This window comes from Ramlibacter sp., from assembly GCF_041916345.1.
In the GTDB taxonomy this organism is placed as follows: Bacteria; Pseudomonadota; Gammaproteobacteria; order Burkholderiales; family Burkholderiaceae_C; genus Ramlibacter.
In genome coordinates this window covers 1-16494 of sequence record NZ_JAYRZR010000089.1, presented here as the reverse complement: position 1 = coordinate 16494, position 16494 = coordinate 1, and the positions used below count along the sequence as shown (strand labels likewise).

The following is a 16494-nucleotide window of genomic DNA, read 5'->3' as shown; positions in this document are numbered from 1 at the left end:
CGCCCTGGAGCGCGAGGGCATCGTCTCGTGCGATCCGCAGAAGGCCGCTTCATGACGAAGGTGCTGGCCGGCCTGCGCGTGCTGGAATTCGCGGCCATCGGCCCCGTGCCCTGGTCGGGCATGGTACTGGCCGACCTGGGCGCCAGCGTCGTGCGCGTGGAGCGCCCGGGCAGCCAGGGCGAGAAGGACACGCTGGGCGCGGTCCGCCGCGGGCGGCTGCAGGTCGAGCTGGACCTGAAGTCCGCTGCCGGCCGCGAGGAAGCCCTGCGACTCATCGCCAGCGCGGACGTGCTGCTGGAGGGCCTGCGCCCAGGCGTGATGGAGCGACTGGGCCTGGGCCCGGCGGACGCGCTCGCAGCGAATCCGAGGCTCGTGTACGCGCGCATGACGGGCTGGGGCCAGCAGGGACCGATGGCCCAGGAGGCCGGACACGACATCAACTACATCGCGCTCACGGGCGCCCTGCACGCCATCGGGCCCGCCGAGCGGCCGGTGCCACCGCTGAACCTGATCGGGGACTTCGGCGGCGGCGGCGCCTTCCTCCTCATCGGCCTGCTGGCGGCGCTGTGGCAGGTGCGATCCTCCGGCCGCGGCCAGGTGGTGGATGCCGCCATGGTGGATGGCGCCGCGACCCTGATGGCCATGATCTACAGCCGGCACGCGCTGGGCCAGTGGAAGGACGAGCGGGTGAGCAATCCGCTCGATGGCGGCCTGCCGTGGTACGACACGTACCGCACGGCCGACGGGAAGTTCATGGCGGTCGGCGCGCTGGAACCCCAGTTCTACGACGAGCTGCTGCGGCGTCTGGACCTGTCGGGCCGCCTGCCGGACCGGCAGGCACCCGAGGCCTGGCCGGTGATCCGCGCGCGCTTCGCCGAGGTCTTTGCCACCCGCACGCGCGATGACTGGGCGCGGCACTTCGCCGGCAGCGATGCCTGCGTGTCACCGGTGCTGTCCTTGGCCGAAGCCCCCCTTCACCCTCACAACGCAGCGCGCGGCAACTTCGTGGCCCATGGCCCAGGCCACGTGCCGGGCGCTGCCCCGGTGTTCGATGGCGAGCGCCCGCCCGTGGCCGCCGATTCGCAGCGCGTGTCCGTGCAGCAAGCCCTGGCGGCCTGGCAACGCTAGGCGAAGGTCACGAGACCACCTGGTAGTACAGGTTCTGCGGATGCCGCGCCTGGGCGAAGAAGAACCATCGCTCGATCAGCAGCCCCAGCCACTGAACCGGTGCCACCAGGAGCCAGGCGGTCTGCCAGCCGGCCATGGCCAGCGCCAGCAGGCCGATCGGCAGCAGGAAGGCCAGTACCTGGAAGGCCGGCTTCGCCGCGCGAAACACCGCCACCGGGGCGCCGTGGAAGAACTCGCGCGTGTTGAACGAGCCGCCCGTCATGCCCATGGACTTCTGCACCACCCGCGCGGCCTGGATGCCCGTGGCGGATTGCGTGGTGGACCGCGACTTCAACTGGGTGTTGCGCCGCAGGGAGAGCCCCCGCGCCAGCCAGGCGAGGCCGGTCAATGCCATCGCCCAGGGCGCGACGTGGTTGGCGAACGCGGCATCGCCCTGCAGCCCCATCGCCAGGGCGCCAGCGAGGCACGCACCAGAGGCCAGACCAAGCAGGCAATAGTTGACAACCGTCAGCGGGTGGGCCCACTCCTGGATGAAGCGGATGCAGGCGTAGATCATGGCCGTGCAGTGCCACAGCAGGAAAGCCGTGGCGATGGCCAGCCACGGCAGCCAGGCCGAGGCCTGACTGCCCGGTCCGGCGAGTGCCCACGCCGCCGTGAGCGCGATGAACGCGGGCAGCACGATCACCTCGCGCGACATCCAGGAAGTGCGCCACATCAGCGCGGCGCGCCAGGCGCGCAGGGGATGCCCGAGGTGGAAGAACGAGGCCGCCAGCGCCGCCAGCAGCATCCCTGTCGCCACCCACAGCATGCCGGTCTGGGCGCGCTCCGGCGCGACCCCGGCAATGCTCGCCGCTGCCAGCACCACGGTGAGCCCCTGCGCGGCGCCGGCCAGCGTGGTGAACAGGATGATCGACGCAGCCGGCTTCATGCGCGTCCCTGCTGCGTGTCGGCCGCACCTGCCTTTGGCTCAGGCGCCGGCGTGCTCGCGCCAACGACCTTGCGTGGCAGGTAGTGGTTGGCCGGGCGTGTCTCCCACTCGGGCATCAGCGTGTAGCCCCCGCGTTCGCGGATGGCCTGCGCCACCTCCGATGCCGGATCGTTGACGTCGCCGAACAGCCGCGCGCTCGTCGGGCAGGCCTTCACGCAGGCCGGCTTGCGGTCCTGCGGCGGCAGATGCTCGTCGTAGATGCGGTCCACGCACAGGGTGCACTTCGTCATCACCTTGCGCTCTTCGTCGAACTCGCGGGCGCCATAGGGGCAGGCCCAGCTGCAGTACTTGCAGCCGATGCACTTGTCATAGTCCACCAGCACGATGCCGTCGCTCTGGCGCTTGTAGCTGGCGCCGGTGGGGCACACCGGCACGCAGGGCGGGTCCGCGCAGTGCAGGCAGCTCTTGGGAAAGTGGATGGTCTGCGTGTTCGGGAAGGTGTCGGCCTCGAAGGTCTGCACCCGGTTGAAGAAGGTACCCGTGGGCTGCGGGCCATAGGCATCGAGGTCCGCCAGCGGCCCGGCGGCGCCCGAGGTGTTCCATTCCTTGCAGGAGGTGACGCAGGCCTGGCAGCCCACGCACACGTTGAGATCGATGACCAGCGCCAGCTGCCTGGCCAGGGTGGCGGGGACTTCAGTGGGCGGGTTCATGGCTTGCGGGGGGCCAAGTAGGCAAGGACCTTGCGGGCACCGCCGAGCACGCCGGGCGGTGTCGACGGGACGGCGACCTGGGGGAAAGTCTCCTCGGGCTCCCCGGGGCTGGCCGGGCGCAGGCGGACGCGCACGTCGTACCAGCCGGCCTGGCCCGTCACCGGATCGGAGTTGCTGATGCGTCCGCCCGCGAAGGGCAGTTCCTCGGTGATCAGGTGATTCAGCAGGAAGCCCTTGCGCGATTCATCCGCGCCGGGCGCGAGCTGCCAGGCGCCGGCGCCCTTGCCGATCGCGTTCCAGGTCCAGACGGTGCCGGGCTCCACCGCGTCGCTGTAGCGGACCATGCACCGCACCTCGCCCCAGGTGCTGGTGACCCAGGCCCAGCCCCCATCGGCCACGCCCGCCGCCTGCGCCGTGACGGGGTTGACGTGCAGGTAGTTGTGGCTGTGGATCTGGCGCAGCCAGGCATTCTGCGAGTCCCACGAGTGGTACATGGCCATCGGCCGCTGGGTGATGGCGGCGAGCGGAAAGCGCTCGGTGTCGATGCTCGCGTTCTCGAGCGGCTCGTACCAGAACGGCAGGGGATCGAAGTAGGTCGCGATGCGCTGCCGCAGATGATCGGGCGGCTGCCGTCCGGACCGCTTGCCCTGCGCGGCCAGCCGGAACAGCTGCAGGGTGTCGGAGTAGATCGCGAGCTGCACCGGGTCGTTGCGCTGGCGCCAGCCCTTGTCCTTGGCCAGATCCAGATAGCCCCGGTTCCAGTTGCGCATGAACTGCTGGTCCCTGGGCAGGTGGTGCTGGAACACGCAGTTGTTCTTCGCGTACATCTCCCACTGCTTGGGATTCGGGTCGCCGCGCAGGTGGTCCGTGCCGTCCTTGCCGCGCCAGCCCATGAGAAAGCCCACGCCCGGCTGCGCCTGGTAGTTGACGATGAAGTCCGGGTAGTCCTTGAACTTGCGCGTGCCGTCCTCGTGCGTGAACGCGGGGAACTGGAGGCGCGACGCGAGTTCGATCAGCACCTCCTGGAACGGCTTGCACTCGCCCAGGGGAGGCACGACCGGCACCCGCACCGAGTCGACGGGACCGTCGAACTCGGAGATCGGCCGATCGAGCATGCTCATCACGTCATGCCGTTCCAGGTAGGTGGTGTCGGGCAGCACGAGATCGGCGAAGGCCACCATCTCGCTCTGGAACGCGTCGCAGACCACCAGGAAGGGGATCTTGTACTCGCCGTCTTCGCGGCGTTCATTCAGCTTGGCGCGCACTTCCATGGTGTTCATGGTGGAGTTCCAGGCCATGTTCGCCATGAAGATCAGCAGCGTGTCGATGGGGTACGGGTCCCCGCGGACGGCATTGGTGATGACGTTGTGCATCAGGCCGTGGGCCGACAGCGGGTGCTCCCACGAGAACGCGTGGTCGATGCGCAGCGGCGTGCCGTCCTCGTGCACCGCCAGTTCCTCGGGGCTGGCGGGGAAGCCGAGCGGCGCCGCGTTCAGCGGCGTGTTCGGCTTGATCATGGCGGGGTCGTTGAAGGCCCGGTAGTTCGGCACGATGTGGCGCGGATACGGCGCCTTGTGCCGGAAGCCGCCGGGCGCGTCGATCGTGCCCAGCACGCTCATCAGCACTGCCAGTGCGCGCACCGTCTGGAAGCCGTTGGAGTGCGCGGCCAGGCCACGCATGGCGTGGAAGGCCACCGGCCGCGCCTGCGTGACCGGATGGTGCTTGCCCCACGCGTCGGTCCAGGGGATGGGCAGCTCGAAGGCCTGCTGCAGCGCAGTGACGCCCAGTTCGCGTGCCAGCTGGCGGATGCGCTCGGCCGGGATGCCGGTGATGGCGGCCGCCCATTCCGGCGTGGTGGTGGCCACGCGCTCGCGCAGCAGCTGGAAGGCGGGCGCCACCCGCGTGCCATCGGGCAGCTGGTAGTGGCCTTCCAGGGCCAGCCGCCGCCCGTCTTCGACCCCTTGCGGATAGGCGTGCACCACCTGGCCGCTGGCGAGGTCCCAGGCCAGCTTGTTGTGCGGGTGGCGGCCGTCCCCCGGCGGCCCGGCCGCGGGGTCGAAGGCGAACAGACCGTCGCGATCGCCGTCGTCGAGCACCACCAGCTGCGGCGCGTTCGTGTAGCGCCGCAGGAAGGGCTCATCGATCAGGTCCTGCGCGATCAGTTCATGCAGCAGGGCCATGAACAGCGCGCCATCGGTGCCCGGCCGGATGGGAATCCATTCATCGGCGATCGCGGAATAGCCGGTGCGCACGGGATTGATCGAGATGAAGCGACCGCCCGCGCGCTTGAACCGGGCCAGCGCGATCTTCATCGGGTTGCTGTGATGGTCTTCCGCCGTGCCGATCATCACGAACAGCCTGGCGTGTTCCAGGTCCGGCCCGCCGAATTCCCAGAAGCTGCCGCCGATGGAATAGATCATGCCGGCGGCCATGTTCACCGAGCAGAAGCCGCCGTGGGCCGCGTAATTGGGCGTGCCGAACTGCCGCGCGAACAGGCCGGTGAGCGCCTGCATCTGGTCGCGCCCGGTGAACAGCGCGAACTGCTTCGGATCGGTCGCGCGGATGTGGCTCAGCCGCTGGGTGAGGATCTCGAACGCGCGGTCCCAGCTGATGGGCTCGAACTCGCCGGCCCCACGCTCGCTGCCTGGCTTGCGCAGCAAGGGCTGCGTCAGCCGGGCGGGCGAGTGCTGCTTCATGATGCCCGAGCTGCCCTTGGCGCAGATCACGCCCTGGTTGATCGGGTGGTCCGGGTTGCCGTCGATGTAGCGGACCTGGCCGTCGCGCAGGTGCACCCGGATGCCGCAGCGGCAGGCGCACATGTAGCAGGTGGTCGTCCGGGTCTCCGTGCCGGCCATGCTGCTGGCCTGCGGATCGTGCAGCGGCGCGCTGGAGAGGAAGTTGAGCATAAGCTCATGCTAGACCTGATCTAAAGAGTGCTACCGCATAATTCAGCTCTTCATGACCCGAAAAATCGATCACCGGCTGAAGCTCACGCTGCGCCAGCTTGAAGTGTTTGCGGCCGTGGCGCGCAGCGGCACGACGAGGGGTGCGGCGGACGAGATCTCCCGCTCGCAGTCGGCGGCCAGCAACGCGCTGGGTGAGCTGGAGGCCGTGCTGGGCGCCCAGCTGTTCGACCGCATGGGCAAGCGGCTGGTGATCAACGAGAACGGTCGCGCCCTGCTGCCGCGCGCGGCCGCCCTGCTGGAGCAGGCGGGCGAAACACAGTCGCTGTTCACGCGGGCGCACGCGGCGCCGCTGCGGCTGGCTTCCAGCTACACCATCGGTGAGTACCTGCTGCCGGCCCTGATCGCGAGCTGGAAGGCGCAACATCCTCAAAGCCATGTGCTGCTGGACATCGTCAACACCCATGACGTGTTCGAGCGGGTGGGCGCGTTCGAAGCCGACATCGGCTTCATCGAGGGCACTCACAGCCACCCCGAACTCACCGTGCGCAAATGGCGCAGCGACGAGATGGTGGTGATCGCGGCGGCGGGCCACCCCATGGCCAGGCAGCGCGCCAACCTCCGGCAGCTCAGCCAGGCGACGTGGGTCTTGCGCGAGCCGGGCTCCGGCACGCGGGAGGCATCGGATCGCTGGCTGATTCCGCACCTGGCAGCCGTGCACGTCGAGCTGGAGCTCGGCAGCAACGAGGCCGTCAAGCGGGTCGTCGCCGAAGGCCTGGGGCTCGGCTGCCTGTCGCGGCTGGCCGTGAAGGAAGCCATAGCCCAGGGGTGGCTGGTGGAGGTGGCGACGACGCTGCCTCCCATGCAGCGCACCTTGTCCATCGTGCGCCACCGGGCGAAGAAGCTGGGCACGGGGGCCGAAGGCTTCGTCCGGCATTGCACCGCCCTGCCCGCCCAGCCCTGACCCGGGCCCTTCGCTCGCGGCTTCACACCCATGCATCCCGTCCGCCGCCGCATCCTCCAGGCCATCCTCTACGAACTGATTGCCATCGCCTTTGTCGGCCCCGTGCTCAGCCTCGCCTTCGACAAGTCGCAGACCTCCACCTTCGGCCTGGCCGTCGTGCTGTCGACGATCGCGCTCACCTGGAACTACGTGTTCAACTGGCTCTTCGAGCGCTGGGAGTCGCGCCAGGCCGTGCGCGGCCGATCCCTGGCCCGGCGCATCGCGCATGGGCTGGGGTTCGAAGGGGGGCTGGTGATCCTGCTGCTGCCGGTCATGTCCCTGTGGCTCGACATCTCATGGATGGCCGCGTTCATCGCCAACCTGGGTCTGCTGCTGTTCTTCTTCGTCTACGCCATCGCCTTCACCTGGGCCTTTGATCGCGTGTTTGGCCTGCCCGCCTCGGCCGCGGGGACGGATCGCGCGCGAGAGTAAATGGGGCGAAGGACGACCGCGCCCGACTACCGGCTCAAGCCTGCTTCCAGCTCCGCGACCAGCCCGTCCACCCACGCCACCGCCGCCTCGAAGGGCTCGGCGGAAGACAGGTCCACGCCCACCTGCGCCGCCAGCTCCAGGGGGCTGCGCGTGCCGCCGGCCGCCAGCACCTCCAGCCAGCGCGGCAGGCCCTCTCCCGTTCCGCGCGCGGCCAGCGCGGTGGCCGTGACCAGCCCCACCGAGTACGTGTAGGGATAGAGGCCGATGTAGTAGTGCGGCTGGCGCATCCACGTCATCGCCGCGCCGTCGTCGAGCGTGAGCGCGTCGCCCCAGAAGCGACGCAGGATGTCGCGCTGCGTCTCGTCCAGCCAGTCGGCGGTGAGCGCGCGGCCGGCTTCGGCCTGCGCGAACAGGCGATGCTGCAACTCGGCCTCCAGCAGGTGGGTCACGAAGTTGTGGTGGTAGGTGCCCAGCACCAGCTCGATGACCTCGCGACGCACGTTCGCATCTTGCGAGCGATCCAGGATGTGCCGCGCCAGCAGCACCTCATGCAGCGTGGAAGGCGCCTCGATGAAGGGCAGCGTGGGCCGCGTGTTCATGAAGCGCTGATGCCGCCCCGCCAGCAGGAAGTGGCCCGCGTGGCCCAGCTCGTGCGCCAGCGTGAACACATTGCGCATCGAACCGGTCCACGAGATGAGGATGTATGGATGCACGCCGTAGGGCGACGCGCAGAAGGCACCCGACGACTTGCCGATGTTGGTGGCGCGGTCGATCCAGCGCTGGCTGAAGGCCGCCGACAGCATCGCCTGGTACTCGGCGCCCAGCGGCGCCAGCGCGTCGAGGATCAGCGTGCGGACCTCGTCGAACGAGAGGTGCCGCGTGCCGGCTGCCGCCAGGGGCGTCTTCACGTCGCAATACAGCAAACGGTCCAGGCCCTGCACCCGCTGGCGCAGCCGTGCATAGCGCCGCATGGGCACCGCGATGCCCGCCTGCAGATCGACCCGTACGCGGTCATACAGCGCCCGTGGCACCTTCTGCGCATGCAGCAGGTAGCCCTCGGTGTCCGGATACCGGCGCAGCCGCGCCAGGGCCACCTGCTTGGCGACCTCCGTGCCCAGCGTGGCCGCGAAGGTGTGGCGCATGCTGCGCAGGCCGGTCGTGAAGGCGGCCCAGGCCCGGCGGCGCAAGGCCGGATCCGGGTGGCCCTCCCAGGTGGACTCGAACAGGTTGAAGGAGTTGGGGTGGGTACGGCCTGCGTCGTCCTGGAAGGCCGCCACCTGCAGGTCACCGGACTTCGCCCGCAGGTAGACATTGAACGGCCCGTCCAGCACCTGCCCGAGCGCGGCGATGGCCTGCTCGGCCTCGCTGCCCAGGGTGTGCGGCTGGCGCGCCAGCATGTCATCCAGCTCCACCTGATGCGTCTGCAGCGCGGGCAGTTCATCCAGGTAGCGTTGCAAGGTGCCCGGCGGCAATGCCAGGACCTCGGGCTCCACGAAGGCCACGGCCGCGGCCACCTGCGCGTGTACCGTGCCGGCCTGCGCATGCGCGGCCTGGGCCGTCGCGTCGGTGCCGTCGGAGGCCTGGCACAGGTTGGCGTAGATCAGCGCGCGCTGCAGGCGGACGAAGAGCGCCTCACGCGCGTCGAGGCAGGCCATGAGCACGGCCGCGCCCTCGCCCAGGCGACCGCGATGGCGCGTCACGCTCTCGGCCGCGGCAGGCAGCGATTGCAGTTCCGCCGACCACGCCTCATGCGTGGCGAACAGGTCCGTGAGGTTCCATGTGTCTTCCAGGGGCACTTCGGCCCGGGTCAGCGGCTTGTTCATGCGCCCGATGATGGCGGAGAACGCGGCGGGCTGCCAGAAGGGCGACGCACGGCCGCCACGCCACAATGACGGCGATTACACCACCAGTCTTCTTCATGTCGCACTTCCAGCCCGTCGCCCTGCATCACGCCAGCCGCCTCATCAACCACGGCCCCACGGTGCTGGTGACCAGCGCGCACGCCGGCCGGCGCAACGTGATGGCGGCCGCGTGGTCGATGCCGGTGGAGTTCACGCCGCCGCGCGTGGCGGTGGTGATCGACAAGAAGACCTTCACGCGCGAGCTGGCCGCGGCCAGCGGCTGCTTCGGCCTGTGCATCCCGGGGCTGGCACTGGCCGACTTCACCTTTGCGGTGGGCAGCACGAGCGGGCGTGACGAGGACAAGTTCGCTCGCCACGGCGTCACGCCACTCGCGGGCCCGGTGCTGGGGGTGCCGGTGCTGGAGACCGGTTGCGCCGCGTGGATGGAGTGCCGCCTCATCCCCGAGCGGCACACCGAGGACGCCTACGACACCTGCTTCGCCGAGGTGGTGTCCGCCGCGGCCGACGCGCGCATCTTCGTGAACGGGCGCTGGGCCTATCGCGAGGACAACGCGGACGTGCAGCCGATTCACCACCTCGGCGCCGGCCTGTTCGTGCGCGCGGGCGGCACGGTGCAGGCGCGAGGGGTGTAGCGCTCAGCGCTCGCAGGCGAAGCTCGCCGCCTGCTCCTTGTCGCCGCTCTTGTAGCGGGCCACCAGCGGATACGGGCACAGCGGGCGGGTGCGGTTGGCGGCCCAGTCGGCGGGCACGTCGGCGTTCACGCCGCCGGCATTGCCGGCCCCGCGCGCGCTGGCCACGATGCGGTCGGGCGCCTGGCCCTTCTCCACCCAGTTCACCAGCGCCGTCAGGCCGTCGAACTGGTCGGTGGCCGGGCCGCCGCGCGAGTGGCCCATGCCGGGCACGAGGAAGAACCGCACCGCGTCGCCGGCGGAGCCGTTGTAGCGGGCATTCAGCTGGTCGTACCAGGCGGCCGTGTCATCCGGCGAGAACACGCCGTCAGAGAGGCCGTGCACCACGATCATCTTGGCGCCGCGGCCACGCAGCGTGTCGAGGTTGGTCGGGTTGGGCGGCGTCATGAACGACATCGCGCTCTCGGTGTAGACGCTGGTGGTCGCGAAGATCAGCGGCGCATCGGTGTCGAAGTTGAAGTTGAGCGCGTAGCCCAGCGTGTTCTGCAGGATCGCCTTGTCGGCCGGCGGCGAAGAGAAGATGAAGCCCACCGCCACCGGGTCGCGCGCGGCGCCCACCGAGTTGCGGAACTTCCAGTCGGCCCAGCCCGTCTGCACGATGCCCGCGTCATAGGGCCAGCGCGCATACAGCGCCTCGCCCTTGCTGTTGCGCGCGCCGGTGAACACGTTGCCCAGCGACGTCTTCTGCGCCGCGGTCAGGCAGGTGCCATCGCGGGCGCCGCTGCAGGTGGGCACGTCACGCGTCAGGTCGAAGGCCGCGCGGCAGGCCGTCACGTCGTTCACCAGGCCATCGGCCACGCCGTCCAGCGCGTCGCACCTGGCGAGGATCGCGTTCGCGATCACGCGGCGCTCGGCCTGCGGCAGCGCCGTCTCCAGGTTGGCCGGGTCGGTGGCCACCTTGGCCCATTGCTGCGCGCCATAGAGCTGCGCCACCGCCGCCTTGGGCAGGTTGAACCCGGGCGAGATGGCGAGGTAGCCGTCGTAGTCCGCCGCGTAGCGGGCAGCGGCCACCATGGTGTGCCGGCCGCCATTGGAGGTGCCGCCGATGTAGCTGCGGTCCGGCCCCTTGCCATAAGCGGCCTTGATGAGGGCCTTGGCCATGGGGGTGAGCGTGCCCACGGCCTGGTAGCCGTAGTCCAGCCGCGCCTGCGGGTCCAGGCCGAACAGCGGGTTCTGCGCGCCGCTGTGACCGGCGTCACTGCTGATGACCGCGAACCCCTGCTGCAGCGCGTTCTGCAGCGGGCCGCCGCCGCTGAAGCCGCCCGTGGCCGCCGACACGACGCCGTCCGTGCCGCCATTGCCCTGGTAGAGGAAGCGGCCGTTCCAGTCCTTGGGCAGCCGCATCTCCCAGCCGATGGCATAGGTCTGGCCATCCACCGCGCTGGTGCGCTGGTTCATCTTGCCGGTGACGAGGCAGTGCTCGCCCACCGGCTGGCCGGCATTGGTGAGCGTGCCCGAGGTGACCACCGAAGCGGCGGTGAGCGCGGTGCTGGCATGGGTGAAGCTCGTGGCGAGCGCGGTGCAGGCGGCCAGCGACGCGCCCTGCGCCGTGGCGAGCTGCGGAATGCTCTCGCCATTGCCGCCACAGGCGGCCAGGCTCGCCAGCGCCAGCGCGGCGAGGGGGGCGTGGAATCTCAGTCTCATGGAGTCTCCTCTCGGGTTGAATGGGCACGCAGGAAATCGAGCACCGTGGTGTTGAAGGCGGCGGCTGCATCCCGGGCCACGCCATGACCGGCATCGGGCATGACGAGCGCCTTCGCCTGCGGCATGGCGGCGCAGACATTGCGGAAGATCTCGGCGTGCACGGCCGGTGTGCGCGCGCCGGACAGCAGCAGCAAGGGCATGGACAGCGCGGCCAGCTGCTCAGGCGCCAGCCACGGGAATTCATCGGACGACAGCGCCAGCGCCTTCATCGCGCCCAGGTTCTGCAGGCGGCGCGCCAGCGCCTCGCCGTCGTTCAGCGGCGAGGCCGCGCCATTGATGCCGCCGGTCATGAGCCGCGCGCCTTCTTCGTCTCGCCCCGCGCGGAAGGCCGCATTCGCGGGCTCGATCACCCGGGTGCAGAAGTCCGCTGCCGCGGCGCGGCCAGCTGCCGAGAGCGCCGCGTACTTCATCATCGGCGGCTCCACAGCCACCAGGGCCCGCACCCGCGCCGGCTCCGCCACCGCCAGCGCCAGCGCGGTGAAGCCGCCATACGAGCTGCCCACCAGCACCGCCGAGGACCAGCCCAGCGCATCCAGCAGCAGCCGCAGGTCTTCCGCCTCGTGCAGGGCCGAGTGGTCCGGCCCCGGCGGCCCGTTGCGATTGGGGAAGCTGTAGCGCCGCGAGTAGGTGAGGCAGGTGAAGTGCGGCGTGAAGGCAGCCCACTGCGGCTCGAACGAGCGCCAGTCGCCCATGGCGCCGTGGATGAAGACGAGTGGCGGCCCCTCGCCACCGATCACGCCGTGCAGTTCCACGCCATTGGGCAGCGCGAAGCGCCGGGGCTCGGCAGCGGCCAGCCCCTCGCCCACCGCGGCGGGCGGTGTCGTCACGTCCATGCGGGTTCCTCAGGCGGTGATGCCGGTCTCGCGGATCAGCTTGCCCAGTCGCTGGCTCTCGCTGCGCACGAACTGCGCGAGCGGCTCGCCGGAAACCAGGCGGTCCGGCGCGGCCATGGCCATCTCCTCCAGCTTGCCGCGCACCTGCGGCGTGGTGCGAGCCTTGGCCCACGCGGCGACCAGCGCATCCGCCGCCGGCCGAGGCACGGCCTTGTGTGCGAAGGCGATGATCCAGCCGAGGTACTCGAAATCGGCCAGGCCCTGCTCCGCCACCGTGGGCACATCGGGCAGGGTGGGCACGCGGTCGCGCGTGGTCACCGCCAGCAGACGCAGCCGCCCGCCCTTGACCTGCGGCAAGGCGACATTGGGCGCGGTGAACATCACCTGCAGCTGGCCCGCGATCAGGTCGTTCACCGCCAGACCATCACCCTTGTACGGCGCGTGCAGCATCTTCACGCCCGCCATCGAGCAGAACATCTCGGTGCACAGGTGGCCGGAGGAGCCGTTGCCGCCGGAACCGAAGGCCAGCGTGCCCGGCTTCGCCTTGGCCAGCGCGATCAGCTCCTGCACGTTCTTCGCCGGCACGGACGGATGCACCACCAGCGCGAAGGAGCCGGCACCCAGCATGCTGAGCGGCTGCAGGTCCTGCGCGTCGTAGGGCAGCTTGGCAAACAGATGCGGCGCGGCGGTGATGGCCGCGGGCCCGGAGATGAGCACCGTGTGGCCATCGGGCGCGGCCTTGACCGCGGCGTCGGCTGCCAGCGTGCCGCTCGCCCCCGGCTTGTTGTCCACCACGAAGCTCTGGCCGAGCTGCGGGCCCAGCGCGTCACCGTACATCCGCGCGAGGAAGTCCGACGGCCCGCCGGGGGCGGCACCGACCAGCAGCTTGACGGCACGGCTGGGATAGGCCTGCGCGTGCACCGCCAGCGGCAGCGGGGCCGCGGCCAGCGCGCCCAGGGCCGCCAGGGCCTGGCGGCGGTTCCACGACAGGGTCATGGCTTGTCTCCTTGTACTTTCGTGCAGGGGATTCTGCGCACGCCGCCCTTCAGCGGGAAATAGAATCGGCGCACTTGCGATCACGATTGCTTATACGTGCACCCACCCGCCTCCGTGCTGCTGAACCGCCTGCTGGCGCGGGCGCGCTTTCGCCATCTGCAGGTGCTGCTGCAGCTGGCCGAGCTGGGCAGCGTACGCCGCGCGGCAGAGGCCATCGGCATGACACAGCCCGGCGTGACGCAGCTGCTGGCCGAGCTCGAGCGCCTGCTGGAGACACCGCTCTTCCAGCGTCACGCGCGTGGCGTGCGCCTCACCCCCGCAGGGGCCGACGTGCTGCCCATGGCGCGGCAGATGATACTGAGTCTCTCGGCCTCGGCCGAGGCGGTGGCGGCCCGCACAGGGCAAGGCGAAGGCGTGGTGCGCGTGGTGGGCACCACCGCCGGCGTGAACGGCCTGCTGGTGCAGGCCATCGCCGGCTTCGCCGCAGCCCACCCGGGCGTGCAGGTGCATCTGCAGCAGGCCGAGATCGACGATTCGCTGATGAGCCTGTCGCGCGGCGCGGTGGATCTGGTGGTGTGCCGATCCCCGGCCGTGGTGCCCGAGGGCTGGGCCTTCCATGCCCTGCGGGACGACGAGTTCATCGTGGCCTGCGGCCCGGCGCACCCGCTCGCGCGCAAGCGGCGGGTGACGCTCAAGGACCTGGCCGGCGCCCGCTGGCTGCCCGCGCCCGCCGCGTCGATGGCGCGCAAGCGCTTCGACGCGATGGCCGCGCAGTTCCCGCAACCGCCCGAGCTCTGCCAGGTGATCACGCGCATTCCCTCAGCCACCTGGGCGCTGGTGCGCGAGCTGGACCTGGTCACAGTGGTGCCGCGCAGCGTGGTGCGCCACATGCTGGCCTCGCAAGGCCTGGCTGCCCTGCGCTTGGCCGAACCCATGCCTTTGCCGCCGCTGGGCATGTTGCTGCCGACCGAGGGGATGGGCCGCGCCACGCAGGTGCTGGCGGACTGGCTGCGAGGGCATGCGGGTTGAGGCTGCAGAATGGCGCCCAACCGGACACCGCACGATGACCCCCAACGAAGCCGCCGCCCTGCTGACCCTGGCCGGTACACAACCCCTGCCGCGCATCGCCGCCCGACTGGCGTGGACAGCCGCGGTCGACGTCGCACCCCGTGAATCAATAGGTCCCAGCGCGCTCGGCGAGCGCTTCATCGTGCCCATCACGGGCGGCGTGTTCTGGGGCGGCCCGGGCTTCGAGGCGCTGCGCGGCCACGTGCGCGCGGGCGGCGCGGATCGGCAGCTGCTGCGCGCCGACGGCGTGAAGGAGCTGCGGGCCGAATACGAGATGCAGACGGACGACGGCGCCGTGATCACCGTGGACAACCGCGTGATCGTCGATGAATCGGTGCAGCCGGATCGCTATGCGCTGTCGCACCTGTTCGTCACCGCACCGGCCGGCCCGCACGCGTGGCTGAACCGCCGGCTGTTCGTGGGCACGCTGCAAAGCCTGCGACCCGGGCGCCAGGCGGTGCTGGTGCGGGGGTGGCTGGTGGAGAGCAGCATCGGCTGATGCAGCCGACAGGCGCGGCTGCGAGACCGCTGGGGTTGCACCCCAGCCTACGAACAGCCAATGACCCTGGAGGCCCAGTAGGCTGGCGGTGGAGCGAAGCGAAACCCCAGCGTTTCCGACCGCTCAGCCCCCTACCGCCCCTCCCGCAACGGCCGCAGCAGATGCTTCAACCCGTTGTGGTCGATCTCGTGCATGAGCGCGAGCAAGGCGCCCAGTTGCCCGGGCGGAAAGCCCTCGCGCGCGAACCAGGTCAGGTAGTGGCCCGGCAGGTCCGCGATCACGGTCCCCTTGTATTTGCCGTACGGCATCTCGGTCTTGACCAGCAGTTCGAGTGGCTGCGACATACGCTCATTCTCGCGCGGCCTGCTTGCGGCGGCAGCATGTTGCCGATAGATTCCCCCTTGTCGACAACAAGGAGAACGCATGGCACACCAACCCTGGCGCGCAGCCCTCGTGATCACCGCACTCGCCGCGAGCCTGCAGGCCCAGGCGCAGGCCCCCGGCTCGGTGGAGCGCGGCAAGTACCTGATGAACACGGTGGTGGCCTGCGGCAACTGCCACTTCCAGCGCGGCCCGCAGGGCCAGCCGCTGCCGGAGAAGGGCCTCTCGGGTGGCATGGTGTTCGACGAGCCGCCCTTCAAGGCCTACGCGACCAACCTCACGCCCGACCCCGAAACCGGCATCGGCAAATGGACCGACGCGCAACTGGCCAAGGCCATCCGAGAAGGCGTGCGCCCTGACAGCAGCATCATCGGCCCGCCGATGCCGGTGGCGTTCTACCGCCACATGGCCGACGACGACCTGCAGGCGATCATCGCCTACCTGCGCGCGCAACCGGCCGTGAAGAACGCCGTGCCCAAGTCGAAGTACAACATCCCGCTGCCCCCGAGCTATGGCCCTACGGTGACGAACGTGAAGGCGCCCGCACGGACCGACAAGGTCGCCTACGGCAAGTACCTGGCCGACATCGGCCACTGCATGGAATGCCACACGCCGCGCAACGAGAAGGGACTCGTCACCGCGCAGTGGGGCGCCGGCGGCCAGATGTTCAAGGGACCGTGGGGGACCAGCGTCGCGCGCAACCTCACGCCCCACGCCACCGGCCTGAAGGACTGGACCGACGCCGAAATCGCCAAGGCCATCCGCACCGGCATGGACCGCAAGGGCCAGCCCTACAAGCCGCCGATGGGCTTCCCGTTCTATGCCGGCATCACTGACGAGGACATGGGTGCGCTGATCGCGTACCTGCGTTCTCTGAAACCGCAGGCGTTTGCGGGGAAGTAGGCCGTCGCGCGGCCTCAGTCGACCCGCAGGCCGATCTCCTTGATGAGCGTGCGCAGGCGGTCCATCTGAGCGGTGAGGATCTGCTCGAATTCCTGCGGCGTGCTCGAAAGCGGCACGAAGCCCTGGGCGCTGAACTTCTGCTGCACCGCAGGCGCGGACATCGCCCGCACGATGGCCGAGTTGATCTGCGCAACCAGCTCGCGGGGCGTGCCGCCGGCCACCATGATGCCCGAGCCACTGGAAACGTCGAAGCCCGGGAAGCCGGATTCCGCGATGGTCGGCACATCGGGCAACTGCGCCCATCGCTTCGCCGAGGTCACGGCCACAGGCCGGACCCGGCCGCTGCGCAGATGGCCCAGCGCCGCCGCGTCGAACACGCTGAACTGCACCTGATCGCCGATGAGCGAGGTCAGCGCCTCGTTGGTGCCGCGGTAGGGGATGTGGGTGGCCTTCAT

16 protein-coding genes are annotated in these 16494 nt (G+C 70.1%); 7 read left to right on the top strand and 9 right to left on the bottom strand.

From position 1 onward, the window contains the following. Window positions 1-51 precede the first annotated feature (51 nt). Window positions 52-1128 carry a CaiB/BaiF CoA transferase family protein gene (locus ACE3T5_RS17860; RefSeq protein ID WP_374669457.1) on the top strand — a complete coding sequence of 359 codons (1077 nt, stop codon included), beginning with the start codon at window positions 52-54 and terminating at the stop codon, window positions 1126-1128. A 7-nt stretch (window positions 1129-1135) separates the two neighbouring features. On the opposite strand, the gene ACE3T5_RS17855 is transcribed toward ACE3T5_RS17860, so the two are convergent. Genes ACE3T5_RS17855 through ACE3T5_RS17845 form a run of 3 tightly spaced genes read right to left on the bottom strand, consistent with a single transcriptional unit; the run spans window position 1136 to window position 5672 of the window. Beyond that, window positions 1136-2056 carry a dimethyl sulfoxide reductase anchor subunit family protein gene (locus ACE3T5_RS17855; RefSeq protein WP_374669456.1) on the bottom strand — a complete coding sequence of 307 codons (921 nt, stop codon included), beginning with the start codon at window positions 2054-2056 and terminating at the stop codon, window positions 1136-1138. After that, complete coding sequence (locus ACE3T5_RS17850; RefSeq protein WP_374669455.1) at window positions 2053-2766, bottom strand: 4Fe-4S dicluster domain-containing protein; 714 nt, start codon at window positions 2764-2766, stop codon at window positions 2053-2055. Before ACE3T5_RS17850 ends, ACE3T5_RS17855 begins: the two co-directional genes overlap by 4 nt. Next, complete coding sequence (locus ACE3T5_RS17845) at window positions 2763-5672, bottom strand: molybdopterin oxidoreductase family protein (RefSeq protein WP_374669454.1); 2910 nt, start codon at window positions 5670-5672, stop codon at window positions 2763-2765. Before ACE3T5_RS17845 ends, ACE3T5_RS17850 begins: the two co-directional genes overlap by 4 nt. 52 nt (window positions 5673-5724) lie before the next feature. Here ACE3T5_RS17845 and ACE3T5_RS17840 point away from each other — a divergent pair, with 52 nt between their 5' ends. Then, window positions 5725-6633: a LysR family transcriptional regulator gene (locus ACE3T5_RS17840; protein ID WP_374669453.1), complete on the top strand. Its 909-nt coding sequence runs from the start codon at window positions 5725-5727 to the stop codon at window positions 6631-6633. Between the two features lie 30 nt (window positions 6634-6663). Continuing rightward, window positions 6664-7104: a PACE efflux transporter gene (locus ACE3T5_RS17835; protein WP_374669452.1), complete on the top strand. Its 441-nt coding sequence runs from the start codon at window positions 6664-6666 to the stop codon at window positions 7102-7104. Window positions 7105-7130: 26 nt separating this feature from the next. Here the strand turns inward: ACE3T5_RS17835 and pepF are convergent, their stop codons facing one another. Continuing rightward, window positions 7131-8927 (bottom strand): oligoendopeptidase F, encoded by a 1797-nt coding sequence (gene pepF, locus ACE3T5_RS17830; protein WP_374669451.1) that lies wholly within the window; start codon window positions 8925-8927, stop codon window positions 7131-7133. 95 nt (window positions 8928-9022) lie between these two features. Between pepF and ACE3T5_RS17825 the strand changes: the two genes are divergently transcribed. Beyond that, complete coding sequence (locus ACE3T5_RS17825) at window positions 9023-9598, top strand: flavin reductase family protein (protein WP_374669450.1); 576 nt, start codon at window positions 9023-9025, stop codon at window positions 9596-9598. Window positions 9599-9601: 3 nt separating this feature from the next. Here ACE3T5_RS17825 and ACE3T5_RS17820 read toward each other — a convergent pair whose 3' ends face one another. From ACE3T5_RS17820 to ACE3T5_RS17810, 3 genes are read right to left on the bottom strand one after another with little or no spacing between them, the layout of a single operon-like run. Continuing rightward, a complete protein-coding gene (locus ACE3T5_RS17820) occupies window positions 9602-11299 on the bottom strand; it encodes a tannase/feruloyl esterase family alpha/beta hydrolase (protein WP_374669449.1) in 1698 nt (565 codons plus the stop codon). Next, complete coding sequence (locus ACE3T5_RS17815; protein WP_374669448.1) at window positions 11296-12192, bottom strand: alpha/beta fold hydrolase; 897 nt, start codon at window positions 12190-12192, stop codon at window positions 11296-11298. The genes ACE3T5_RS17820 and ACE3T5_RS17815 overlap by 4 nt, the downstream gene beginning before the upstream one ends. A 9-nt stretch (window positions 12193-12201) precedes the next feature. Then, complete coding sequence (locus tag ACE3T5_RS17810) at window positions 12202-13188, bottom strand: Bug family tripartite tricarboxylate transporter substrate binding protein (RefSeq protein WP_374669447.1); 987 nt, start codon at window positions 13186-13188, stop codon at window positions 12202-12204. A 96-nt stretch (window positions 13189-13284) separates the two neighbouring features. On the opposite strand from ACE3T5_RS17810, the gene ACE3T5_RS17805 reads away from it, so the two are divergent. Then, window positions 13285-14217, top strand: coding sequence for a LysR family transcriptional regulator (locus tag ACE3T5_RS17805; RefSeq protein WP_374669446.1), 933 nt, complete (start codon window positions 13285-13287; stop codon window positions 14215-14217). A gap of 34 nt (window positions 14218-14251) precedes the next feature. After that, entirely contained in the window at window positions 14252-14755 is a 504-nt protein-coding gene (locus ACE3T5_RS17800; RefSeq protein ID WP_374669445.1) for a DUF3237 domain-containing protein, read from the top strand. Between the two features lie 131 nt (window positions 14756-14886). Here the strand turns inward: ACE3T5_RS17800 and ACE3T5_RS17795 are convergent, their stop codons facing one another. Then, a complete protein-coding gene (locus ACE3T5_RS17795; protein WP_374669444.1) occupies window positions 14887-15099 on the bottom strand; it encodes a DUF3820 family protein in 213 nt (70 codons plus the stop codon). Window positions 15100-15178: 79 nt separating this feature from the next. Between ACE3T5_RS17795 and ACE3T5_RS17790 the strand changes: the two genes are divergently transcribed. Next, window positions 15179-16039, top strand: coding sequence for a cytochrome c (locus ACE3T5_RS17790; protein ID WP_374669443.1), 861 nt, complete (start codon window positions 15179-15181; stop codon window positions 16037-16039). Between the two features lie 14 nt (window positions 16040-16053). Here the strand turns inward: ACE3T5_RS17790 and ACE3T5_RS17785 are convergent. Next, window positions 16054-16494, bottom strand: a 441-nt coding sequence (locus ACE3T5_RS17785; RefSeq protein ID WP_374669442.1) for a tripartite tricarboxylate transporter substrate-binding protein, incomplete at its 5' end; no start/stop codon positions are given.